17 protein-coding genes and 1 tRNA gene are annotated in these 22,162 nt (G+C 70.4%); 7 read left to right on the top strand and 11 right to left on the bottom strand.

Annotation, left to right across the window (positions count from 1 at the left end; translation table 11 throughout):
* Positions 1-4 precede the first annotated feature (4 nt).
* Positions 5-643, top strand: a complete 639-nt coding sequence (locus REH65_RS17415; protein WP_281458889.1) for an aminodeoxychorismate/anthranilate synthase component II — start codon at positions 5-7, stop codon at positions 641-643.
* Between the two features lie 63 nt (positions 644-706).
* Here the strand turns inward: REH65_RS17415 and pknB are convergent, their stop codons facing one another.
* The 7 genes from pknB to REH65_RS17380 are packed head-to-tail and all read right to left on the bottom strand — an operon-like array spanning position 707 to position 10,308.
* Positions 707-2,662, bottom strand: a complete 1,956-nt coding sequence (gene pknB, locus REH65_RS17410) for a Stk1 family PASTA domain-containing Ser/Thr kinase (protein WP_406688337.1) — start codon at positions 2,660-2,662, stop codon at positions 707-709.
* Complete coding sequence (locus REH65_RS17405; protein ID WP_406688336.1) at positions 2,659-4,080, bottom strand: serine/threonine-protein kinase; 1,422 nt, start codon at positions 4,078-4,080, stop codon at positions 2,659-2,661. Before REH65_RS17405 ends, pknB begins: the two co-directional genes overlap by 4 nt.
* Positions 4,081-4,083: 3 nt before the next feature.
* A complete protein-coding gene (locus tag REH65_RS17400) occupies positions 4,084-5,538 on the bottom strand; it encodes a peptidoglycan D,D-transpeptidase FtsI family protein (RefSeq protein WP_406688335.1) in 1,455 nt (484 codons plus the stop codon).
* Positions 5,535-6,959, bottom strand: a complete 1,425-nt coding sequence (locus REH65_RS17395; RefSeq protein WP_281458893.1) for an FtsW/RodA/SpoVE family cell cycle protein — start codon at positions 6,957-6,959, stop codon at positions 5,535-5,537. The genes REH65_RS17400 and REH65_RS17395 overlap by 4 nt, the downstream gene beginning before the upstream one ends.
* Complete coding sequence (locus REH65_RS17390; RefSeq protein WP_281458894.1) at positions 6,959-8,440, bottom strand: PP2C family serine/threonine-protein phosphatase; 1,482 nt, start codon at positions 8,438-8,440, stop codon at positions 6,959-6,961. Before REH65_RS17390 ends, REH65_RS17395 begins: the two co-directional genes overlap by 1 nt.
* Positions 8,437-8,901 (bottom strand): FHA domain-containing protein, encoded by a 465-nt coding sequence (locus REH65_RS17385; protein ID WP_281458895.1) that lies wholly within the window; start codon positions 8,899-8,901, stop codon positions 8,437-8,439. The genes REH65_RS17390 and REH65_RS17385 overlap by 4 nt, the downstream gene beginning before the upstream one ends.
* 45 nt (positions 8,902-8,946) lie before the next feature.
* Complete coding sequence (locus REH65_RS17380; protein ID WP_406688334.1) at positions 8,947-10,308, bottom strand: FhaA domain-containing protein; 1,362 nt, start codon at positions 10,306-10,308, stop codon at positions 8,947-8,949.
* Between the two features lie 216 nt (positions 10,309-10,524).
* Here REH65_RS17380 and REH65_RS17375 point away from each other — a divergent pair.
* The 4 genes from REH65_RS17375 (at position 10,525) to REH65_RS17360 (ending at position 13,716) form a co-directional block, all read left to right on the top strand.
* A tRNA-Leu gene (locus tag REH65_RS17375) sits at positions 10,525-10,607 on the top strand.
* Positions 10,608-11,002: 395 nt separating this feature from the next.
* On the top strand, positions 11,003-11,791 hold the full coding sequence (locus REH65_RS17370) for an IclR family transcriptional regulator (protein ID WP_406688333.1): 789 nt from the start codon (positions 11,003-11,005) through the stop codon (positions 11,789-11,791).
* Positions 11,792-12,151: 360 nt separating this feature from the next.
* Positions 12,152-12,793 (top strand): hypothetical protein, encoded by a 642-nt coding sequence (locus tag REH65_RS17365; RefSeq protein WP_281458898.1) that lies wholly within the window; start codon positions 12,152-12,154, stop codon positions 12,791-12,793.
* A 266-nt stretch (positions 12,794-13,059) separates the two neighbouring features.
* Positions 13,060-13,716 carry an SDR family oxidoreductase gene (locus tag REH65_RS17360; RefSeq protein ID WP_281458899.1) on the top strand — a complete coding sequence of 219 codons (657 nt, stop codon included), beginning with the start codon at positions 13,060-13,062 and terminating at the stop codon, positions 13,714-13,716.
* Here the strand turns inward: REH65_RS17360 and REH65_RS17355 are convergent, their stop codons facing one another.
* The gene (locus tag REH65_RS17355) at positions 13,717-15,096 is read right to left on the bottom strand and encodes a D-arabinono-1,4-lactone oxidase (protein ID WP_406688332.1); all 1,380 of its coding nucleotides are present in this window, start codon (positions 15,094-15,096) and stop codon (positions 13,717-13,719) included.
* A 112-nt stretch (positions 15,097-15,208) separates the two neighbouring features.
* On the opposite strand from REH65_RS17355, the gene REH65_RS17350 reads away from it, so the two are divergent.
* Positions 15,209-16,408 (top strand): amino acid deaminase/aldolase, encoded by a 1,200-nt coding sequence (locus REH65_RS17350; RefSeq protein WP_406688331.1) that lies wholly within the window; start codon positions 15,209-15,211, stop codon positions 16,406-16,408.
* Here the strand turns inward: REH65_RS17350 and REH65_RS17345 are convergent.
* On the bottom strand, positions 16,378-17,001 hold the full coding sequence (locus REH65_RS17345) for a TetR family transcriptional regulator (protein WP_281458922.1): 624 nt from the start codon (positions 16,999-17,001) through the stop codon (positions 16,378-16,380). The genes REH65_RS17350 and REH65_RS17345 overlap by 31 nt on opposite strands.
* 536 nt (positions 17,002-17,537) lie before the next feature.
* Here REH65_RS17345 and REH65_RS17340 point away from each other — a divergent pair.
* Positions 17,538-20,918, top strand: a complete 3,381-nt coding sequence (locus tag REH65_RS17340; protein ID WP_406688330.1) for an L-tyrosine/L-tryptophan isonitrile synthase family protein — start codon at positions 17,538-17,540, stop codon at positions 20,916-20,918.
* Positions 20,919-21,494: 576 nt separating this feature from the next.
* On the opposite strand, the gene REH65_RS17335 is transcribed toward REH65_RS17340, so the two are convergent.
* Positions 21,495-21,833 (bottom strand): hypothetical protein, encoded by a 339-nt coding sequence (locus REH65_RS17335; RefSeq protein ID WP_281458903.1) that lies wholly within the window; start codon positions 21,831-21,833, stop codon positions 21,495-21,497.
* 12 nt (positions 21,834-21,845) lie between these two features.
* Positions 21,846-22,097 (bottom strand): hypothetical protein, encoded by a 252-nt coding sequence (locus REH65_RS17330; protein ID WP_281458904.1) that lies wholly within the window; start codon positions 22,095-22,097, stop codon positions 21,846-21,848.
* Positions 22,098-22,162 lie beyond the last annotated feature (65 nt).

The following is a 22,162-nucleotide window of genomic DNA, read 5'->3' as shown; positions in this document are numbered from 1 at the left end:
CGGGGTGCGTGTTCTGGTGGTCGACAACTACGACAGCTTCGTCTACAACCTCGTGCAGTACCTCGCGCAGCTCGGCGCCGAGTGTGTGGTGCGCCGCAACGACGCCGTCACCGACGACGACGTGGCCGCGGCCGACGGGGTGCTGCTGAGCCCCGGTCCGGGCACTCCGGACCGCGCGGGCCGGACGATGGAGCTCATCCAGCGCTGCGCCGCCGAGCGCAAGCCCGCCTTCGGCGTGTGCCTCGGGCACCAGGCGATCGGCGCTGTCTGGGGCGGCACGGTCGAGCGCGCGCCCGAGCTGCTGCACGGCAAGACCAGCGAGATCGAGCACTCGGGGGCCGGCGTGTTCGCCGGGCTGCCGCAGCCGTTCATCGCGACCCGCTACCACTCGCTGATCGTCCGCGCCGACACGATCCCGGACGACTTCGAGGTCACCGCGCGCACCGAGTCGGGCATCGTGATGGGCATGCGCCACCGCGAGCTGCCGATCGAGGGCGTGCAGTTCCACCCCGAGTCGGTGCTCACCGACGGCGGCCACCGGATGCTCGCCAACTGGATGGCCGCCGCCGGCCACCCGGTCCCGGATCACCTCGTCGACCAGCTCGAAGCCGACATGCGCAAGGTCGCGGCAGCCGCTCGCTGACCCGCCTGAACGCGGAACGGGGCGGTGGCCGCGATGGCCACCGCCCGTTCCGCTTCGTCAGGATCAGGGGAACGGGAAGAACCCGCCCCCGTTGCCCGGCGGGGTGCTCGTGGACGAGCTGTCGTACTTGCCGACGTAGATCGTGATCGACTGGTTCTTGCTGATCTTCTGACCGGCCTGCGGCGAGCTGCCCACGACCTTGTCGTCCTTCGAGGAGTCGCCGGTCGGCTGCTCGGACTCGCTGAGCGAACCGCTCCAGCCCGCCGCCTTCAGCGCGGCCTCGGCCTCGTCCTTCGACATGCCCTCGAGGTTCGGCATGCTGATCTGGTTGCCCTTGGAGACCACCAGCGTCACCGTCGAACCGGTCCGGGCCTTGGTGCCGCCGGAGGGGGACTGGTCGATGACCGTGTTGGCCGGCTGGTCGGAGTCGCGCTGGTCGACCTTGACCTGGAACCCGGCGCCGACGAGGAACGCCCTGGCCGTCTCCAGCTGCTGACCGCGCAGGTCCTGGACCTCCGTCTGCGGGATGGCCTTGCCGACGACGACGTTGATCGTGGTGCCCTTGGCGACCTCCGTGCCCTTGCTGTCCCAGTCCATGATCTTGTCGACCATCGAGGAGTCGGAGGTCTCCTTCGTGTCCGGGGTCAACCCGATCTTGAGACCGACCTTCTCCAACTCCTGCTGGGCCTGGGTCATGGTCATCCCGGACAGGTCCGGGACCGGCGTCGACTCCGGACCGGTGCCCGAGCACAGCTCGATCTTGGTGCTCTCCTTGACGCCGAGCGCACCGGGCCGGGGGTTCTGCTCGACGATCGAGCCGACCTTGTCCTCGGGCGACGGGCACGAGCGCGGCAGCACCATCCAGCCCTCGGACTTGGCCTTCTCGTTCGCCGCCTGGGCGGTCATGCCCATCAGGTTCGGCACGGCCACCCGGTCCGGTTCTCCGGCACCGACCAGCATCGTCACCAGCCACGCGGCCAGCGCGAACACCGCCACGCAGGCCAGGGTGACCAGGGCGACCACGGCGTTCTTGCTGCGCCGCCGCTCCGGCGGGCCCGCCGGGTAGTCCTCGACGTCCTCCGAGCGATGCCTGCCGGAACCGATCATCTCGGTGGCGCCGCCCTGGCCGAGCATCGCGGTGTGCTCTTCCTCCGACATGATCATCGGAGCCTTCGGGCGCTGACCGGACAGCACCCGCACCAGGTCGGCACGCATCTCCGCCGCCGACTGGTAGCGGTTGGCCGGGTTCTTGCTCAGCGCCTTGAGCACCACCGCGTCCAGCGACGCCGGGGTCGCCGGGACGACGTCGGAGGGCTTGCGCGGCTCCTCCCGGACGTGCTGGTAGGCGACCGCGACCGGCGAGTCACCGGTGAACGGCGGCTCCCCGGTGAGCAGCTCGAAGAGCACGCAACCCGAGGCGTAGACGTCGCTCCGCGCGTCCACCGCCTCGCCGCGCGCCTGCTCGGGCGAGAGGTACTGGGCGGTGCCGATGACCGCCGCGGTCTGGGTGACCGCCGCCTGGCCGTCGTGCAGCGCACGCGCGATGCCGAAGTCCATCACCTTCACCGCGCCGGAGCGGGTGATCATGATGTTGGCCGGCTTCACGTCGCGGTGCACGATCCCGTGCCGGTGGCTGAAGTCCAACGCCGCCGAGGCGTCCGCCATGACCTCCATCGCCCGCCGGGGCGACAGCGGCCCCTCGGTCTTGACGATGTCGCGCAGCGTCCGGCCGTCGACGTACTCCATCACGATGTACGGGAGCGGCCCGTTCTCGGAGTCCGTCTCGCCGGTGTCGTAGACCGCGACGATGGCCGGGTGGTTCAGCGCGGCCGCGTTCTGCGCCTCGCGGCGGAAGCGCAGCTGGAAGGTGGGGTCCCGGGCGAGGTCGGCACGAAGGATCTTGACCGCGACGTCTCGGCTCAGACGGGTGTCGCGGCCCTTGTGCACCTCCGACATACCGCCGTAACCGAGAGTCTCGCCGAGCTCGTAGCGGTCGGAGAGAAGTCGAGGTGAACTCATCGAATCGTCGTTCCGATCCTTGTCAACGATCGTCCCATCTCACCCGCGGGAGGCATTCCGATCATGGGTTCCTGCCGATGCGAAGTCTGTCCCAAACCGTTCGTGGAATCCAGGCTCGGGGTGGCCACCGGACCGCGTCCGGCCATGCCCAGGTCGAAGCGGGGTACCGCCCAGTAGGTGAGCAGACCGATGGCGACCAGCAACACTACCGCCAGGAGCGCGATCAGAATCCACGCGACGACCCTGGTGTTGGCGTTCGTCCGGTGAGCATTGCCACCCATCGCCCCGGCCGCGCCCGCGGTGGGCATCGGCATCGGGGCCTGCTGTTGCGCGACCTGCTGTTGTGAGACCTGGTGTTGCTGAACCGCCTGCTGCGCCGGTTGCTGCTGCGCCGGCTGTTGTTGGGGCGCCTGCTGCTGCGCCGCCGGCTGCTGGGGTGGGATCACCCCGGGCGGGTAGGTGTTGCCCATCGGCGGCGAGCCCGGCGGAACCGGGTGCACCCCGGTCCCCGGCCCGGTCGCGCTCGCCGGTCGTTGCTGCTGTTGCTGCTGCGCGACCAGCGCGGACGGGGTCGGCAGCGGCCGACCCGCGCGCACCGCGGCGACCGCCGAGGCGAACTCCCCGCCATCGGCGTAGCGCCGCCACGGGTCCTTCACCAGGGTCGCCTCGACCAGCGCCCGCACCGCCGGGGGCACGTCCGGCGGCAGCGGCGGTGCGATCTCGCGGATGTGCATCATGGCGACCGTCACCGCGTTCTCGGAGAGGAACGGCCGGTGCCCCATCAGGCACTCGTAGCCGACCACCGCCAGCGAGTACACGTCGCTGGCCGGCGTGGCGTCGCTGCCGAGCGCCTGCTCCGGCGCGATGTAGTGCGCCGTACCCATCACCATCCCGTTGCGGGTGACCGGTGCCGCGTCGGCCGCCTTGGCGATGCCGAAGTCGGTCAGCTTCACCTTGCCCTCGGGGGTGATCAGGATGTTGCCGGGCTTGACGTCCCGGTGCACCAGGCCGCGCTCGTGCGCGGCCTGCAGCGCCTGACCCGCCTGCTCCAGCATGTCCATCACGTGATCGGTGTTGATCCGTCGTTCCCGAGCCAGGATCGCCGCGAGCGGCTCCCCCTCGACCAGCTCCATCACCAGGTAGGCGGTGTCCTCCGGACCGTCCGGGACGGCGGCGGTCTCACCGTAGTCGTGGACCGCCGCGATGCCCGGGTGGTTCAGCGACGCGGTCGTGCGGGCCTCGGTCCGGAAGCGGTGCAGGAACTCGGCGTCCCCGCACAGCTCGGCCTTGAGGACCTTGACCGCGACGGTCCGGTCCAGCCGGACGTCCACCGCCTCCCACACCTCGCCCATGCCGCCGACCGCGATGCGGCGGCCGAGGCGGTAGCGCTCGGCGAGTAACTGGCCGGTGGTCAGCACGGATCAGCCACCCCCTCGCAGACCGGCCCGGATGACCTCCCGGCCGATCGGGGCGGCCAGCGAACCGCCGGTGGCCTCGGCGCCCTCGTCACCGCCGTTCTCCACGATCACCGCGACGGCGATCGTGGGGTTCTCGGCCGGTGCGAACGCGACGTACCAGCCGTGCGGCTTGTCACCCGGGTCGCCGTGCTGCGCGGTCCCGGTCTTGGAGGCGATGTCGATACCGGTGATCTTGCCGGAGCCCTTGGTGTTCTTCTCCGACTGCAGCATCATGTCGCGGATCTTGCTCGCGATGTCGGGCGAGACGGCCTGGCTGAGCTCCTCCGGGCGGAAGGAGTCCAGCTCCTCCATGTCCGGGGCGCGGGTGGCCTTCACCAGCTGCGGCTTCATCACCTTGCCGCCGTTGGCGATCGCGGCGGCCATCATCGCGTTCTGCATCGGCGTGACGCGGACGTCGCGCTGGCCGATGCCGCTCTGGTACAGCGACGCGCCGTCGGCCATCGGACCCATGTCCGACTTGGCCACGCTCATCGGGATCTGCAGGTCCTGGCCGAAGCCGAAGGACGCCGCGGTCTCCCGCAGCTTGTCCGCGCCGACCTTGCCCGCGATCTCGGCGAACGCGGTGTTGCACGAGTGCGCCAGCGCCTGGGTCAGCGTGTCGCCCGCGCACTGCTTGCCGCCGTAGTTGGGCAGCGGCGTCGAGGACTGCGGCAGCGTGATCGAGGCGGCGTCCTGAACCTTGCTGTCCGGGTTGTACCCGTTCTCCAGCGCGGCCGCCGTGGTGATCAGCTTGAACGTCGAGCCGGGCGGGTAGATCTCGGACACCGCCCGGTTGGCCATCGGGTTGCCCTCGGCCTTCTCCAGCTCGGCCCACTGGTTGGCGACCTCGTCGTTGTCCGTGCCCGCGAGCCGGTTCGGGTCGTACGACGGGGCGTTGGCCATCGCCAGGATCTCGCCCGTCGACGGGTTCAGCGCCACGACCGAGCCCTGGTAGCCCTTGCTGGTCAGCTGGTCGTAGGCGACCTGCTGCATCTCCGGGTTGATGGTCAGCTCGACGCTGCCGCCCCGCGGGGCGTTGCCGGTGATCATGTCCGAGAACCGGCCGAACGCCATGCTGTCGTCGGTGCCGTTGAGGATCTTGTCGTCGGCCCGCTCGATGCCGTTCGACCCGTAGAAGAACGAGTAGAACCCGGTGACCGGCGCGTACAGCGGACCGTTCGGGTAGTTCCGCTGGTACTTGTAGCGGTCGTTGTCGATGGGCTTGGACGTCGCCAGCGACTGACCGGCCGCGATGATCTGCCCGCGCTCCCGGGAGAACTCCTCCAGCTGGGTGCGCGTGTTGCGGGCGTCGTCGCGGTACTCGTCGGCCTTGATGACCTGGACGTAGGTCATGTTGCCCATGAGCAGCAGGACCATCGCCATCATGGCCAGCGCCACGCGGCGCAGCGGCTTGTTCATCGAGGACGCTCCACCAGTTCCGTGTGTGCTTCGGCGATCGGCGCCTGCTTGGGCTTCGGCTTCGCCGGGGCCTGCGGGCGGCGGGCCGCGTCGGAGATCCGCAGCAGCAGCGCGATCAGCACGTAGTTGGCGAGCATCGACGAACCACCGGCCGCCAGGAACGGGGCCGTCAGACCGGTCATCGGGATCAGGCCCGTCGAACCGCCCGCCACGACGAACAGCTGCAGCGCGATGGTGAACGACAGACCGCCGGCGAACAGCTTGCCGAAGGAGTCGCGCACCGCCAGCGCGGTGCGCAGGCCGCGCATCATCAGCAGCACGTAGACCAGCAGCACGGCCATCATCCCGATCAGGCCGAGCTCCTCGCCCAGCGCCGGGATGATGAAGTCGCTGAACGACAGCGGCGTGATGTTCGGCATCCCGTTGCCCAGACCCGAACCCGGGATGCCGCCGTGCGCCATCCCGAACAGGCCGGTCCGCAGCTGGTAACCGGGGTCGGAGTCACCGTCCGGCACCCGCATCATCGGGTCCAGCCAGGTGTTGACCCGGACCTGGACGTGCGAGAACAGGTTGAAGGCGAGCACCGCGCCCGCCGCGAACAGCGACAGGCCCAGACCGACCCACACCGCGCGCTCGGTGGCGATGTAGATCATCACCAGCACGATGCCGAAGAACAGCAGCGAGGTGCCCAGGTCCTTCTCCAGCACCACGATGCCGATCGACAGCAGCCAGGCCACGAGCACCGGGCCCAGGTCGCGCGGCCGCGGCCAGTCCACGCCGAGGAACCGCTTGCCCGCCGTGGTGAACAGCTCGCGCTTGCCCACCAGGAACGACGCGAAGAAGATCAGCAGCAGGATCTTGGCGAACTCGCTCGGCTGGATCGAGATGAAGCCCAGGTTGACCCACAGCTTGGCGCCGTTGGCCTCCGAGATGCTCGACGGCAGCACACCGGGCAGCGCCAGCAGCGCCAGCCCGACGAAACCGCACGTGTAGCCGTACTGCGCGAGCGTCCGGTGATCCTTCACCAGCCACAGCACGGCGATGAACAGCGCCACGCCGGCCGTCGTGAACAGGATCTGCTTCGGCGTGTACGGCGCCCCGGGCACCGGGGCCAGGTCCAGCCGGTGCAGCATCACCAGGCCCACCCCGTTGATCAACGCCACCAGGGGCAGGATCAGCGGGTCGGCGTAGGGCGCGAAGTAGCGCACGCCGAAGTGCGCGGCACCGTAGAGCACCAGGAACGCGACACCGTAGAACAGCAGCTCGCGGGTGAGGGTCTGCTCCTGGGCGAGCTCCACCACGACGAGCGCCGCGGTGACGATGATCGCGGACAAAACGAGCATGAACAGTTCGGTGCCCCGCCGAGTGTTCACTCGGGGGGCCCCGTTGACTGCTCCGGACGTAGCGGCCGGTTCGGACATCAACTCACCGTCCGGCAGTTCACGCCCGGCTTCGGCTCCTCCGGTTGCAGCGGCGTGGCGTCCGCCGCGGACGGGTCCTGCGGCAGGGCCTGACCAGGCACCGGCGCACCCGGGGTGGGCGGCACCGACGGCTGACCCGGAGGAGGTGGTGTCGGCGCACCGGTGGTCGGCGCACCCGGCGTCGGGGAGCCCGGAACGGGCTGGCCCGGCACGGACGGGGGCACGGTCGGCACCGACGGCTCGGGGGTGGCGCACTCCGGCAGCAGAGCGGTCATCCGCAGCCGCCGCATCGCCTCCCGGGCCTCGGTGAGGCCGTTGACCTCGGTGATCCCGTTGCGCACGTCCGGACGCTGGGCTTCCTGGAGGTCGTCCAGCTTGATCGGCTGGCAGTCCTTGGCGGAGTCCGGCGGGCACGAGGTCTCGACCTGCCAGTTCAGCGCCACGCCCAGCGTGGAGCCCTGAACGCCCTGGTAGATCACGACCTCATCGGCGCTGTTCGCGCCGATGTAGTACTGGTTGAGCACCCACCAACGCCCAACCAGCGCGACAGCCGCCAACACGATGAGCACGCCGCAGGTCACCAGCAGCGACGTCAGCCAGCGCCGTTTGCGCGGCTGCTCCGCCGGAGGTGAGGTGGGCTCGAAACGCTTCGGCTGCGGCCGCGGCATGGTCACCGCGGACGCGCGCGCCGCCGACGAATCGGGTTGCGGATGCTCATCGCCATTTCCCGCCGCACCCCCCACTATGGGGGCGTCGTCGCCGAACTCGACGTCGACGACGTCGGCGATGATCACGGTCACGTTGTCCGGACCGCCACCTTTGAGCGCCAGCTCGATCATCCGGTCCGCGCACTGCTGCGGGTCCGGGATGCGCAGGGCCTCCGCCATCGTCTCGGTGCTCACCGGGCCGGTCAGGCCGTCCGAGCAGAGCAGGTAGCGGTCGCCCGCGCGCGCCTCGCGGATCGCCAGGCTCGGTTCCACCTCGTGGCCGGTCAACGCGTGCAGCAGCAGCGAGCGCTGCGGGTGGTTGGCGGCCTCCTCCTCGGTGATCCGGCCTTCGTCGATCAGCGACTGGACGAAGGTGTCGTCGTGGGTTATCTGGGTCAGCTCGCCGTCGCGGACCAGGTAGGCGCGGGAATCGCCGACGTGCACCAGACCCAGCTTGCTGCCTGCGAACAGCACAGCGGTGAGGGTGGTGCCCATCCCGTCCAGCTCCGGGTCGTTGGCCACCAGCTCGGCGATCGCGCTGTTGCCGTCCAGCACCGCGCCGCGGAGCTGTCCGAGCAGGTCGTCACCCGGTTCGTCGTCGTCCAACGGCGCCAACGCCGCGATGACGACCTTGCTGGCGACCTCACCGGCGGCATGTCCACCCATGCCGTCCGCGAGGGCGAGTAGTCGTGGGCCGGCATAGACCGAGTCCTGGTTGTTGGAGCGCACCAGGCCGCGGTCGCTGCGGGCTGCGTAGTGAAGGACGAGGGTCATGAGCGCAGCTCGATCACCGTCTTGCCGATTCTGATCGGAACGCCGAGCGGGACCTTGGTCGGCCCCGTGACCTTCGCCCGATCGAGGTATGTGCCGTTAGTGGAGCCTAGATCCTCCACGTACCAATCGGAGCCGCGAAGCGACAACCGAGCGTGCCGGGTCGACGCGTAGTCGTCGTCCAGCACCAACGTGGAGTCATCGGCTCGGCCGATCAGGATCGGCCGGCCGTCCAGGGAAATGCGCGTGCCGGCGAGAGCGCCGTGCGTCACCACCATCTGGCGGGGCGCCTTGCTCTTGCCCCGGGGCTGTTTGCCCGGGGCCCGACTCGCACCTGGCATCGGGACGCGCATCCCCGACGCGGAGTAGAGATCTGAACGAACCACGCGAAGCGCAGCCAGCACGAACAACCAGAGCAGGGCGAGGAACCCTGCTCTGGTCAGCTGAATCATCAGCTCCGGCACTTGTTGTGAACGCTCCTACTCGTAACGGGGATCGGCGATCCGCGCTCAGCCCTGCTGGGCGCGGAAGACCAGGGACGAATGCCCGACCCTGATCACGTCACCATCTGCCAACTGCCAAGTCTGCACCGGAGTGCCGTTCACCGTGGTGCCGTTTGTCGAACCGAGATCAGCCAGCATCGCGCTCTGACCATCCCAGGTGATCTCGATGTGCTTGCGCGAGACCCCCGTGTCGGGCAGCCGGAACTGGCCTTCCTGTCCGCGGCCGATGATGTTCGAGCCGTGCTGCAGCGTGTACGAGCGGTTCGACCCGTCGTCCAGGTGCAGCGTGGCGGTCATCTGACCACGCGGGCCGCCGGCCGGGTAGCCGCCGGGGGCGCTCTGCGGGTAACCGCCGCCGGGCTGGCCGTAGCCGCCCTGGTCCGGGAAACCGCCCGGGGCGCTCTGCGGGTAGGCACCGCCCGGCTGGCCGTAACCCTGGTCGAAACCGGGCTGCTGCGGGTAGCCCTGGTCGAAGCCCTGCTGCGGCTGGCCGTAGCCCTGGTCGAAACCGGGCTGTGCGTAGCCCTGGTCATAACCCTGCTGCGGCTGCCCGTAGCCCTGGTCGTAGCCGGGCTGCGGGGGCTGGCCGTAGCCCTGGTCGAAACCGGGCTGCGGGGGCTGCCCGTAACCCTGGTCGAAACCCGGCTGCTGCGGCGGCTGGCCGTAGCCCTGGTCGAAACCGGGCTGCTGACCGTAACCCTGGTCGTAGCCGGGCTGCTGCGGCTGGCCGTAGCCACCCTGCTGGTCGTAGCCGGGCTGCGGCGGCTGGCCGTAGCCACCCTGCTGGTCGTAGCCGGGCTGCGGCGGCTGGCCGTAGCCCTGGTCGTAGCCGGGCTGCTGGCCGTAGCCGTAGTTGGGGTCCTGGCCTTGGCCGTAACCCTGGTCGTAGCCGTACTGCCCCTGCTGGTTGTACGGATCTCCCTGGGGGTAGTGGCCTGGTGGCTGGCTCATGGGTCGGTCTCCTGCGGTACGCGGTTGTGTCGGCCGTCGTGTTACGTCGGGGTCGACGGTCGAACTGATTCGAAACTGTCCCGTGTGCAGCGTCTCAGAGCGCTCCAGGGAGACTACGACGTCACCATATGTGTCCCACCCCTGCTCGGTGAGATGCTCCTGAACGCAGTCGGCGAGAAGGTCCGTCACCCGGGCCTCATCGCCGGTGAGCCGATCATGGTCCGACGGGCTCAGTTGCACAACGTAGTGGTTACAAGCGAGCAACCGTCCACCGGCAAGCTCCCTGACCTTCAGCTCGGCATCGCGCTGCAAGGCCTGGGCGACTTCCTGCGGGACTACGTTCCCGCCGAACACGCGCGCAAAGCCGTTGCCGACGATGCCTTCGATCCGGCGCTCAAAGCGCTGCACGAGGCCCACGGCAACATCCCTCCACGCGTACGACTCCTGCTGACCATCGTATCTGGGCCAACGGCCCGAGACACCGCCCAGTTCCCAACTTCCTGACCCCCCTGCGCAGACCCCTCTCGGGGCCGTGCTAATGTTCTTCTTGCCAACAGGGCAGCAGGGAAAAGCGAAAGCAGACCCCGGTGCCCAGCGGTGAAAAGCGGCAAGCTAAGCTTCTCATCGTGCCACGGGCGAGTGGCGGAATGGCAGACGCGCACGGTTCAGGTCCGTGTGTCCGAAAGGACGTGAGGGTTCAACTCCCTCCTCGCCCACTTCGAAGGCCCCACCGGCTCATGCTTCGCCGGTGGGGCCTTCTTCGTATTCGTATTGGGGGGTCGAACCCCCCATGCCCCCCACGGTGCGGCTGGGCTCGTTCTTCCTGGTTGTTGCGTTCGTTTCGTGCTTGGCCTGCTCACGTAATGCCTCTTCTGCTCGGCTTCGCCGTCGCCGTGTGCTGGGGTCGTCCTCCTCCTCCTCCTCCTCGTCTTCCTGCTGGTTCTTCTTGGTTCCTTGCCTCTCCTTCTTGTGCTTTTCGGGTGTGCGGTTTGTCATGGGTGGGGTTCAGCGTTGAGCGAAATCTTTTCGTGACCTTTCTTGGTGTTCGGTTTGTCGTGTGCTGGGGTGGGGGTGTCCGGCTGGGGGTTGGGCCGTGGCTCGGAGGTGCCTCGTGGCGGGAAACAGTCGGGATCCTGGGCGGTCGGTGACCGCTCGGGCCTTGAGCGTGCTGACCGCGTTCGACGCCGAGCACGCTCGGCTCACGCTGACCGCCATCGCGCAGCGGGCCGACATCCCGTTGGCGACCGCGCACCGGTTGGTGCGGGAGCTGGAGCTGTGGGGTGCGCTGCAGCGCGACTCCGACGGGCGGTACGTCATCGGTCTGCGGCTGTGGGAGATCGGGCTGCTGGCCCCGGTGAACGGGCGGCTGCGCGAAGCGGCGCTGCCCTACATGCAGGAGCTGTGCGAGACCACGCACGACAACGTGCACCTGGCCGTGCGGGACGGGCTCGACGCCGTGTACGTGGAGAAGCTCACGACGCCGCGGGCCGTGCCGATCATCTCCCGGACCGGCGGGCGGCTGCCGATGCACGCGACCGGGGTCGGCAAGGTGCTGCTCGCGCACGCGCCCGCGACGGTCGTGCACTCCTGCTGCGAGCACGGGCTGACCCGGCACACCGCCTACACCATCACCGAGCCCGGCCGGCTCGGCCGCGAGCTCCAGGGCGTCCGCTCGCGCGGCTACGCCTCCGCCAACGAGGAGATGACCCTCGGGAACTGCTCGGTCGCCGTGCCCGTCCAGGACGCCTCCGGAACGGTCGTCGCGGCGCTCGGCGTCGTCGCCCACAGCGTCCGCGCGGACGTCACCCGGCTCGTCCGCTCACTGCTCCCCGCGGCCGACGGCATCCGGCAGCGGCTGGCTGACGGCGAACGGGTCAACCTCGACGCCATTCATCGGTGAATAATCTTCCGCTTACCGGTCGAATAATCCGTCAACTGTACATTTGTGCAGGTCGTATGACCGGCGCCGATATCATGCGGCGATTTTCCAGGCCACGAATGATGGGCGGGAGGCGTTGTCGTGCGGGTGTCGGGTAGCGATCACCCGTCTGGCCGCATCGCTGGGCTGAAGCCCCCATGTCATTCGTCGACCGGTCACCGACAGCTGCCCGCCGCCGATCGCAGCGACCCCCGATGAGCAGCGCAGAACCGCCTCGGAGCTGTTTTAGTCAACGTGGCCCCCGCACCGGTGACTGCCCCGCACCGGCGCCGGGGGGAGACGAAGACGCGGAGTGCACGTAGCCGAGGGAGGCGGAACGCTGTGACCGGAATTCCCGGACAAGCCTGGTCCGAAGACGAGCTCCGAGCCTGCTCGACCACGCAGGTCCGGTCGCCGCTGGGGCTGGCCGCCTCCGTGGGGGCGCTCGCCCAGCGGTCGGTCGACGCGCTGGGCTGGACCGGCAGCACGCTGCCGCCGGTCAAGCTGCTCGGGCGTCAGATCATCGCCACCGCGGAGCTGGTGCCCGACGCCCACGCCGAACGCCTCGTCTTCGGCAGCGGGCCCGTCCTCGACCGCGCGGAGATCGCCACCTGGGTCTGGCCCGAGATGGACGGCCGGGTGCCCCCGCCCGCCGCCCGGATCACCGGGTTCCTCGCGCCGGCCCGGCACTGGCGCACGGCGCTCACCGCCGCGGTGCCCTTCGCGCGGTTCGCCAACGCGGCGATCGTGGTGCCGCGCTCGGTGGCGGTCGCCCCCGACTTCACCGCGACCTGCCTGATCCGCGCCCGCCAGTTCGGCATCGCCGTGCTCAGCTCCGACGGTGACGACGTGCGGGAGGAGCTCCCGGGGCGCAGCTTCGACGACGCGCCGCCCGTGGAGCACACCGCTGTCTCGCGGTGGGTGAACGAGGTCGTCTACCAGCAGCTGCTGTCGGCCGAAGCGCCGGCGCCGTCGCGCAGCTGACAGGCCCCTGGGGGCCGCAGTTCCAGTTGGACCGGGGGGCTTCAACTGGAACTGCACCTACCAACCGGCGGGCGGGGGGCCAAGCCTGCTGGAGGGGGAGAGAAGCGGACGGAGACCCGCCGCGCGCACCGCGCAGCGTGGGGTGGGACTCCGTCCGCTGAGTTGTCCACAGATCTGTCCACAGGTGGGTTATCCCCAGGAACGGGGAGTTGTCCACAGGCCGTGCTTGAACGGTTGAGGAGCGTCATCGGACCTACCGTGGGGGCATGCGCATCGTCATCGCCGGAGCCCACGGGAAGATCGCTCGGCCGCTCGGCCGGCTGCTGTCCCAGCGGGGCGACCAGGTCCTCGGAATCATCCGCAACCCCGACCACGCGGCCGACCTCGAAACCGACGGGGTCGAGCCGCTGGTGCTCGACATGGAGAACCTCTCGGCGGCCGATCTGGCGGGCCGTCTGTCCGGAGTGGACGCCGCCGTGTTCCTCGCCGGCGCGGGCCCGGGCAGCGGTGCCCCGCGCAAGGACACAGTGGACCGCGGGGCGTCCGTGCTGCTCGCGGATTCCTGCCAGCGGGCGGGGATTCGGCGTTTCGTGCAGGTGAGCTCGATGGGCACCCGCACCCCCAACCCACCCGACGTGGACCCGGTGTTCGGGGCCTATTTGGACGCCAAGCGCGCCGCCGAGGAGGACCTGCGCGGGCGCGATCTGGACTGGACGATCCTGCGCCCCGGTCGGCTCACCGACGACGAGCCGACCGGCCGGGTGACGCTGGCTCCGGAGGTCGGCCGGGACGCGGTCACCCGCCGCGACGTGGCCGCCGTGCTGGCGGCTCTGCTGCCCGAAACGGGGACCGTCGGACGGGCCCTGGAACTCGTCAACGGTGACGTTGCGATCACCGAAGCGGTACGGGCCGCGGCGGCGTAATCAGTTCGGGTTATCCACAGGGCCGAGGACGCGCTCCAGGTACGCGTTGTGGAAGATCCCGCCGGGATCGACCGAGTCGCGGACCTGCCGAAACTCGGTGAACCGGGGGTAAAGGCCGGACAACGCCGTCGCGTCCAGGCGGTGCATCTTCCCCCAGTGCGGTCGCCCGCCCGCGTCCCGGGCGATCGACTCGAACGCGTCGAAGTAGGACCGGTACGGCATGCCCAGGTACTGGTGCACCGCGACGTAGCCGGTGTCCCGGCCGTGCGCCGTCGACAGCCACACGTCGTCGGCGCGGGCGACCCGCACCTCCACCGGGAACATCACCGGATCGGCCAGCCGCTCGGTCGCCGCCCGCAGCTCGCGCAGCACCTCCGGGACGACTTCGCGGGGGAAGGCGTACTCGGACTCGACGAAGCGGATCCGCCGCGGCGTGGTGAACACCCGGTACGAGCGGTCCCGGTAGGAGCGGGCCGACCAGGTCGACGCGCAGAGCCGGCTCAGCGGCCGGACCAGGGCCGGCACCGCGCGCCCGATCCCGCAGACCGCGCCGAACAGGCGGTTCTCCATCACCTCGTACTCCAGGAAGTGCCGCGCCGGGCTCAGCGGGCGCGGCGGTCCCGGGTGCCGGTTGTTCCGCTTGACCATCGCGTGGTGGCTGTGCGGGAACCAGTGGAACTCGAAGTGGTCGTTGGCCGCGGCCAGCCCGTGGAAGTCGCCGAGCACCTCCTCCAGCGGCGCCGGGCCCTCCTCGGCCGACAGCGTGAAGGACGGGACGCAGCGCAGGGTCACGGTGGTGATCACGCCGAGCGCGCCGAGACCGAGCCGTGCCGCGGCGAACAGCTCGGGGTTCTCCGCCGCCGAGCAGCTCACCTCGGAACCGTCGGCGAGCAGCAGGTCGAGCGCCTCCACCTGGGTCGACAGCCCGCCGAGACCCGCTCCGGTGCCGTGGGTCCCGGTGGAGATCGCCCCGGCGAGGGTCTGCCGGTCGATGTCGCCGAGGTTGGCCATCGCCAGCCCGAGCCCGTCGAGCTCGGCGTTGAGCACGTGCAGCGGTGTGCCGCCGTGCGCGGTGACCAGCCCGGTCGCCGGGTCGGCGTGGACGATCCCGGTGAAGTGCTGCAGGTCCAGCGCCACACCGGATTCCGGTGAGGCGACCGCCGAGAACGAGTGCCCGGAGCCGATCGGGCGCACGCGCAGGCCGTCCCGGGTCGCGGCGGCGATCACCTCGGCGGCCTCGTTGGTGTCGCGCGGGGTCGCGGTCCGCGCGGGGCGCGCGGTGGCCGTGCGGCCCCAGTTGGTCCACGGCCGTGCGGTGTTCGGATTTCGGGGGTTCGGATCGCGGGGGGCTGGACTGCCGGGGGCCAGATCACGCTGCATGCCGGGCCTCCAAGAGGGTGGCGCGCTCCAACGGGTGAGGTGCTCGGCGCGATGGGCTGAAGTTATGTGAAACCAATTCACATAACAAGCCCTGCGGCCTACGGTTGTCAGCGTGCGCCGGATCGAGGAGATCACCCGCGAAATCGAGCCACCGTTCGCCGCGGTGGACTTGGCAGCCTTCGACGACAACGCCCAGGACATGGTGCGCCGCGCGGCCGGTGTGCCGATCCGGATCGCCACCAAGTCCGTCCGGTGCCGGGAGCTGATCGCCCGCGCGCTGCGGACGGACGGCTACTCGGGCCTGATGTGCTACTCCCTCGCCGAAGCCCTGTGGCTGCACGGCGAAGGGCTCAGCGACGACCTGCTCGTCGCCTACCCGACCGCCGACCGCGCCGCGCTGCGGGAACTCGCCGCGAACCCGGCCGCCGCCGCGGCGATCAGCGTCATGGTCGACTCCACCGACCACCTCGACTTCATCGACGCCGCTACCGGTCCCGACCGGCCCGACATCCGGCTCTGCGCCGAGGTCGACGCGTCCTGGAAACCCCTGCCCGGCGTGCACATCGGCACCCGCCGATCACCCCTGCACAGCCCCGCGCAGGTCCGGCGCTTCGCCGAGACCGCGCAGCGCCGCAGGGGATTCCGGCTGGTCGGGCTGATGGCCTACGAGGGGCAGATCGCCGGGCTCGGCGACGTGCCGCCCGGCAGGCCGCTGCGCGGGGCGCTGCTGCGCGCGATCCAGCGGCGGTCCGCCGCCGAGCTCGCGCAGCGGCGCGCGGCGGTGGTGCGGGCGGTGCGCGAGGTCGCGGACCTGGAGTTCGTCAACGGCGGCGGCACCGGAAGCCTGGAGCGGACCGCGGCGGAAGAAGGGGTCATCACCGAGGTCGCGGCGGGGTCGGGGCTGATCGGCCCGACGCTTTTCGACGGGTATCGCGGCTTCCAGCCGCGTCCGGCGGTGCTCTACGCGCTGCCGGTGGTGCACCGGCCGGCGCGTCGCATCGCGACGCTGTTCGGCGGCGGCTACATCGCGTCGGGTCCGCCCGGGGCGGATCGGGTTCCGGCGCCGCACTGGCCGAAGGGGCTGGGGCTGCTGGGAACCGAGGGCGCGGGTGAGGTGCAGACGCCGGTGTCCGGCGCATCGGCACGTGACCTGCGGATCGGTGATCGGGTCTGGTTCCGGCACGCCAAGGCGGGCGAGCTCGCGGAGCGGTTCAACCGGTACCACCTGATCGACGGCCGCCTGGTGAGCGTGGGGCGCTCGGCCGTCGAGGAGGTGCCGACCTACCGCGGGGAAGGCAGGTCGTTCGGGTAGTTCGACACGATCGTCGGCCCGATCGGAGTCGAGGTCACCCGGTGTTCTTCGGTGATCCGGTTGGACAGGTACCCGCGGACCAGATCCTTGGCCTCGGCCAGGATCGCCTGATCACCCTGCGGATCGCGGCGGAACGCCAGGTGCAGCACGGCGTCCGCGGCCTCCACCGCGATGGTCAGCGGGAGAGCGAGATCGGCCGGGTCGAGCTGGAACTCCTCGGCGATCAGGCCGGTCAGCTTCTCCGCGATGACCGCGTTGTTGTCCTTGCCCGGGTCGAGCAGGCGCAGGTCGACCACGTCCCCGAAGTGCAGCCGGCTGAACGCCGGGACCTCGCGGTGCATGGTCAGGTAGGTGTCGAAGACCGCGTCGACGGCATCCCACCAGTGCGCCAGCTCGAGCTGCTCGAAGCGGCTGGACACGGTCCGCACGAACCGGTCCAGGTTGCGCAGCGTCAGCTCTTGCACGACTGCGCGCTTGTCCGGGAAGAACTGGTAGAGCGATCCGACCGCGACGCCCGCGCGTTCCGCGATCAGGGTGGTCGTTAATCCGTCGTATCCCACCTCGTCGATCAAGCCGGCGGTCGCGGCCAGCATCTTCTCCACTCGCTGGGCACTCCGCTGCTGCACGGGCTTGCGCCGCAGCGGGGCTATTTCTGCAGGCAATGCGCCTCCCTGGTTGGAGTTGTGCCGACCAGTCTGGTGCTGAGCCGACATCCGTGCGTTCCGGACATGCCGCGACACCGTCAGGCGAAGGGGTGAAATCGGCAAGCGTTGCTTGATTTTCGCCCAGTGTTACATCCCGTGCGGGTGAAAACGCTGATCGGCCTGGTGATCCGCCAGCGTTACAGGAAATCGGTATGCATTGAGTCATGTTGTCAACGCGGAGGGTCGCTATCTAGTGTGACGAGGGTCGTCATTCTCCGTGACAGAAGGGTCATTGTGGGTTACTGCACGGCTGCCCTCCGTCTGCTCGCCGTACTCGGGTTCGCCCGCCGGTGTGCCGAGACCACCCGCTCGGTCCCGGGTCCGCTCGGTGCCCCGGGTCCGTTCGGTGTGCGGCGTCCGTTCGGTGTGCGGCGTCCGTTCGGTGTGCGGCGTCCGCTCGGTACGCCGTGACGGCTCGGGATGGCGTGACGACTCGACAGGTGGAGGCGGAACTGCCGCTGCTGGAGGACGACTGGACGGTGGCCGAGATCCCGGCCCCCGGACCCTGGCGCGCGCTCACCCTCGCCGAGGCCAACGACCTGCTCACCGCGGGCGGCTACGGCCTCTGGGTCGAGCAGGGCCCCGGCGGGGCGCTGCTGCTCGCCGGCGTCGGCACCGGGATCCCGCTCGGCGAGGCCGCCACCTGGGCCGACCTGTACCGCGCGCTGGTCCGGCTCCGCCGCACCCGGCGGGTCTTCGACGCGGCGTGGCTGAACCGGCTCACCGGCGCCCTCGACCCGGAACCCGCCCGATCGCCGCAGATCACCGAGGTCCCGGCGGACCGGGTCGACCTGCTCGCCGGAACCGATCGCGAACTCGCGCACCGGGTGCTGGCCTCGCTGCGCGGCCCCGCCACCGGCCCCACCGTCCCGTTCCCCGAAGCCCGGGTGACCGTCGGCCGACGGGAACGCGCCGTGCGCGTGCAGGCCGTCGACTCCCGCGACCGCGCGCTGCGCGAGCTGCGCGGCTGGGAGCGGCTCGCCGCCGTCGTCAACGACGACCCCGAGCTGCGGATGCACTGCGCGACCCAGCCCGTGCCCGGCGCCGTCGTCGACACCGGCACCGGCAGCACCGCGCTGCTGCGCGTCGTCGACCCCGCGCCCGCGCACCCCCGGCACCCCGGCGGCACCATCGCCGCCGACCTCGACGCGCTGCTGCACCCCGGCTCCGACGGGACGCCGAAGCTGCTGCGCGTCGTGCTCGACAACCGGTTCGCGCGCCGCGAGGACGAGCTCGACCACTTCCTGGAGCACCTCGTCCGACCGCTGCTGCGGGTGTTCCGGCGCGCCCTCGACACCCACGGGCTCGGGATGTTCGCGCTGGACGAGACCGGGTTCGCCGTCGAGCTCTCACCCGAGCTGCAGGCCACCGGCCGGATCGTGGTCACCGACCACGAGCGGATCACCGCCGAACCCACCCGCGCCGAGGTCACCACCGGAGTCCGCGCGCTGGTCAGCACCCTGGAACGGCTCGGCGAGGGCTTCGCCGCGCTCGGCGGGGCCGACCGGGCCTGCGAGGTGCGCGACGCGGTCCGCCGGATCACCGGCGAGGAGCTGCGCTACCTCGCCCCGCACACCGCCGAGCTGCTCTCCGGCGAGCAGCCGCTGCAGAGCTACGCGCACACCGTCCCGGAGAGCCAGGACGCCGTGCTCAAGTCGGTCCTCGACCGCGTCCAGCAGGGCACCCGCCGACGGCGGTGGGACCCCGACGCGCCCCGGCCCGCCGTGGTCGTCGACGTCGACCTGTGCGGGCTGATCCCGCTGCAGCGCATCGCCGACGCCACCCGCGCCATCTCCGGACCCCGCCCCGGCGCGCCGGGCGGCATCCTCGAACTCGCCGGACCCGCCACGCTCCCGGTGCTGCCCACGCACGTGCCCGGCAGCTGGGAGAACTTCGTGCGGGCCAGCGGGCTCGGAGAGCGCTACCCGGGCGTGGACTGGGAAGCGCTGCGCGGCGACTTCCTGCGCGCCTTCCAGTCCCGGCCGCGCGAACGGCTCGGCACCGACCGCGTCAACGCCGGGCTCGCCCGCTTCGTCTGGGACGTGCACGACGCCGGGGGGCAGGTCGTGTTCTGCACGGCCCGCAAGGAGCGGTTCCGCGAGGTCACCGCCGAGGTGCTGGCCGAGGCCGGTGTCCCCGACGCGGTGCTGCTGGTCGTGCCCGACGAGGCGATCCGGCCGATCGCCGAGGTCAAGGCCGAGCGCATCCGCGCGCTCGGCGGTCTCGACGTCGTCGCCGTCTTCGACGACGAACCGGACAACCGGATCGCGGTGCGCGACGAATTCCGCGACGCGCTGCCGGTCGCCGTCGAGATCCCCGGGCTCGCGCCGCAACGACGCCCCGACGACCCGGTCGCCGACGGCGCCGCCGTGATCTCCACCTTCGAGACCCGGCCCAGCACGCCCGGCGGTCCGAAGCTGTCCAACACCCACTCGCTGGAAGAGCTGCAGATCGGCGCGCTGCGCCGGAACCGGATCTCCCGGCGCTGGGCCGTGCACCTCACCGAAGCCGAGACGCGGTCGATCGTGGACTCGATCCTCGCCGACACCGACCGGGCCGCGTTGCGCACCGGCCGCAGCGCCGCCGCCAAGTTCGGGGTCGACCGGCCCGCCGACCTAGACCGGCCCGCCGACGTCGACCGCGTCCTGGCCGCGCTGCACCACGTGCTGACCCGGAAGCAGTTCATCAAGGGTTCCCGCGCGAACTACCGGCTCGCCGACCTCCTCCGCGACGCCGAGGCACCGGTGCGGGCGGGCGAACCCATCGACGTGGTGCTGCTGGGATTCCCGGTCAAGCAGTGCCTCAACCGGCTCAAGGCCACCGGCCCGCTGCCCGACCTCGCCGAACTCGGCGCGATGGCCCGGCTCCGCGAGATGCAGCGCGCCGTCGCGACCGTCTACCCGCCGGGGCTGCACTTCAACATCCTCACCGACGGCAGGCACTTCCGGAGCCGGCCCGCCGCGATCGCCGACGCCTACCAGCGCAAGCTGCGCGAGTACGTCGACCTCGTCGGCATCGGCGACCGCACCACCGTCGCCGACATCGACGAGGTCGCCGAGCAGCGGCTCGGGCCCGGTCTGCCCGCCGAACGCGCCCGGCGCATCGCCAACTACCGCAAGCTGCTCAGCGACCGGCTCCGCGAGTTCGACATCACCGACAACCCGCTGCGCACCCTCGAAGCCGTGCACGACTGGTCGAGGTCGGAGACCGACTTCGCGCCGCACGTCATCGGGCTGTTCCGGGAGATCCTGATGTCGCTGGTCTACTCGGTCCCGGTGACGGTTCCCGCGGGCACAGACCGGATGGAGTGGTCGGCGGCGCTCTACACCGACGTCTACAACGTCACCGACCCCAGCACGTCCGCCGAGGTCCGGCAGGGTCGCCGGGCGGTGCTGCGCCGCGCCTGGCACACGGTCATCCGCTACATGGCGACCATGCAGGTCGACGAGGAGTTCGGCTACGAGCGGATGTTCCCGCACCGGGTCCGGTTGACGTTGAGCGCCGTTCGGCAGGGCTGCCTCGGGTTCACCTACCTCGGCGGTTCCGGCCTGCTGCCCTGGCAGGGGACCGGGGTCCTCGACCCGCGCGGGCACGTCGCGATCGACTTCGCGATCTCCTTGCAGGACCAGGGATTCGTGCCGGTGTACTCGCCGCTGCTGGGACCACGTCAACCCTGGGCGATGGTTCCCGCCGATCGAACCGAGCTGATCGAATCCAATGTTCCCGCTCCTCGGGGGGTTTCGCCTCGATCGGGGCTGCGGTTGGACGAGGAGTTCGTGAGGAAGGCTCGTCTGCGGCGAAAGTGAACCAGGCCACCGTCAGGCAAGCGCCGCAGGCGCTTTCGCAGTACCCCACCTAAGACGCTTGCACCGCCGCGGGTTCTCAGACGTTCTCTGGTGAGGACAGCCGTAGCGCCGTGTATTGGCATACATAAGTCTCGGATCCCGGAGCCAGAGGGCGTCTGAGGTTCCGCTTCTGGCACCGCCAAGCACGGGGACCACGGAGTCGTGTCGGTAGACGAACCAGGTACGGCACAGCCGTGTTCGTCACCTGACCGGCACCGGGAACAATCTCAAAGTTATGGAAAGGCCCTGGGCGCGAGTCGGGGATTTCGCGTCCAGGGCCTTTTCCTGCTCCGGGCCGTCCGGGGAAACGGTGATCCGGAGTGGTTGGAGTCCGCGGACCGGCACCGGTCGGGGGAGGGGAGTGCGTCAGCACCGGCCCGCGGAAGTCTGTTGAGTTGGTGGAGCTTGGTGGCGGCCGACTCGCGTTGGCCGGGGTCGGGGATTCGCGACTAAGCGCTCATCGGCCGCCACCCTGGCGGTTGCTCGGCTTCCCGGGTCGGGGAGGAGGTGCTGCTGTCCGGGGCCGAGTCCGCCGGCTTACGGCACCGGCGTGGCCGGCTGCAAAGCGTGCGCCGGTCGCAGGTGCCGTGCGGGACGGGGTGCGAGGGCGCCCGCCACCAGGTGCTCGTAGGCCGACTCCCACACCGTGCACGGTGCTTTCGTGGGACGTCGTCGTCCTGAGCACTCCGGGCAGTTGCCCTTCTCGTCGGCTTCGTGAGCGGTGAGCAGCGCCCGCCATCCCGCGGTCAGCCGCGGGAGTTCGTTGCGCGCCACGGACAGCAGGGAGGAGGCGTCCGCGCGGTCGGCGAGCTCGGAAAGCACATCGAGCCGCTCACGCACCGCGCTGCGCAACACCTGCCCCAGGACCTCGTCCATGAGACTCCACCGTCACTTTCTCGCCTGCGCTGCGGCATCCCGCAACGCCATCGACAACTGACCGGCACCGCGGCTTTCGAGCTCCGCGGCGTGGCCGGGCGGTCCGACGAGCACCACCTTGTCCCGATTGACGAGCACGGCCAGGCTCCGATGCGCGTTGGCGACATCGCGGCAGTCGACGTGCCACCAGCGACGGCGGTCGGCAGGCGCCGGAACGTGCGGGGTTCCGTCGCCCTCCTGCCGGTTCGTCGCTCGGATGTCCATCGTCCGCCCCAGATCCCGTCTGTGCTCGCTGCTTGCTGATGACTACATTGGTGCCTGGCGGTCGC

Source organism: Saccharopolyspora sp. ID03-671, assembly GCF_045278815.1.
Taxonomy (GTDB): domain Bacteria; phylum Actinomycetota; class Actinomycetes; order Mycobacteriales; family Pseudonocardiaceae; genus Saccharopolyspora; species Saccharopolyspora ipomoeae.
Note: the sequence above shows the minus strand (reverse complement) of the source record. Positions and strands in the feature narration are given on the sequence as shown.

What these genes read in the sequence shown, in the direction of transcription:
- REH65_RS17360 (WP_281458899.1), top strand. Translation starts at nt 13,060, where the DNA reads ATGCGCATCGTCATCGCCGGAGCCCACGGGAAGATCGCTCGGCCGCTC.
- REH65_RS17355 (WP_406688332.1), bottom strand. Translation starts at nt 15,096, where the DNA reads ATGCAGCGTGATCTGGCCCCCGGCAGTCCAGCCCCCCGCGATCCGAAC.
- REH65_RS17395 (WP_281458893.1), bottom strand. Translation starts at nt 6,959, where the DNA reads ATGTCCGAACCGGCCGCTACGTCCGGAGCAGTCAACGGGGCCCCCCGA.
- REH65_RS17390 (WP_281458894.1), bottom strand. Translation starts at nt 8,440, where the DNA reads ATGACCCTCGTCCTTCACTACGCAGCCCGCAGCGACCGCGGCCTGGTG.
- REH65_RS17335 (WP_281458903.1), bottom strand. Translation starts at nt 21,833, where the DNA reads ATGGACGAGGTCCTGGGGCAGGTGTTGCGCAGCGCGGTGCGTGAGCGG.
- REH65_RS17330 (WP_281458904.1), bottom strand. Translation starts at nt 22,097, where the DNA reads ATGGACATCCGAGCGACGAACCGGCAGGAGGGCGACGGAACCCCGCAC.
- pknB (WP_406688337.1), bottom strand. Translation starts at nt 2,662, where the DNA reads ATGAGTTCACCTCGACTTCTCTCCGACCGCTACGAGCTCGGCGAGACT.
- REH65_RS17400 (WP_406688335.1), bottom strand. Translation starts at nt 5,538, where the DNA reads ATGAACAAGCCGCTGCGCCGCGTGGCGCTGGCCATGATGGCGATGGTC.
- REH65_RS17345 (WP_281458922.1), bottom strand. Translation starts at nt 17,001, where the DNA reads ATGCTGGCCGCGACCGCCGGCTTGATCGACGAGGTGGGATACGACGGA.